General features: G+C 66.7%; 1 protein-coding gene. It reads left to right on the top strand.

Annotated features, from left to right (window positions below; all coding sequences use genetic code 11):
* On the top strand, positions 1 to 582 hold a 582-nt coding region (locus tag HMPREF2883_RS10180; protein ID WP_070661884.1), incomplete at its 5' end, for a formyltetrahydrofolate deformylase.
* Positions 583 to 784: the final 202 nt, after the last annotated feature.

Here is a 784-nt window from a genome sequence, read left to right as displayed (position 1 = left end):
ATCATGGTCTCCAAGGAGGGGCACTGCCTGACCGACCCGCTCTTCCGGGCCCGCAGCCAGGGGCTGCCGGTCGACGTCGTCGGCGTGGTGGGCAACCATGAGACGCTGCGGGACGTCGCCGAGTTCTACGGGGTGCCCTTCCACCACATCCCGGTCACCAAGGAGACCAAGGAGGCCGCTGAGGCCGAGCTGCTGGGACTGGTGGACTCTCTTAATGTCGAGCTGGTGGTGCTGGCCCGCTACATGCAGATCCTCTCCCCCGCCCTGTGCGAGCGGCTGCACGGGGGCGTCATCAACATTCACCACTCGTTCCTGCCGTCCTTCAAGGGGGCGCGTCCTTACGCCCAGGCGCACGAGCGCGGGGTGAAGCTCATTGGGGCGACGGCGCACTACGTGACGGCGGACCTCGATGAGGGGCCGATCATTGAGCAGGACGTGACGCGGGCAGGCCATGAGGACTCGGTGTCCGTGCTGCAGGCCAAGGGGCAGGACGTCGAGCGTCGGGTGCTGGCGCAGGCGGTGCGCTGGCACACCGAGCACCGGGTGCTGCTCAACGGGCACCGCACCGTCGTCTTCGCCTGAGTGCGCTACCGACCCGTCGCCGTCCGGATGGAGCCGGACAGCGACTGTGTTGTCTCATGTCTTCTGAGAGTTTCGGATGTCATGACTTCTCAAGACACTGGTGGGGTGGGTCTGCCGGATGGGAGAGCTGCTGCTTCGACCTGTCGGAGGGGGCCGGCCCGGTGAGTCTGGTGGCTGCCCGGTGTCGTCTGGATGTACTGCA

The organism is Actinomyces sp. HMSC075C01 (assembly GCF_001812965.1).
Taxonomy (GTDB): Bacteria; Actinomycetota; Actinomycetes; order Actinomycetales; family Actinomycetaceae; genus Actinomyces; species Actinomyces acetigenes.
The sequence above is the reverse complement of the archived record's forward strand: the minus strand, read 5'-3'. Positions and strand labels throughout refer to the sequence as shown.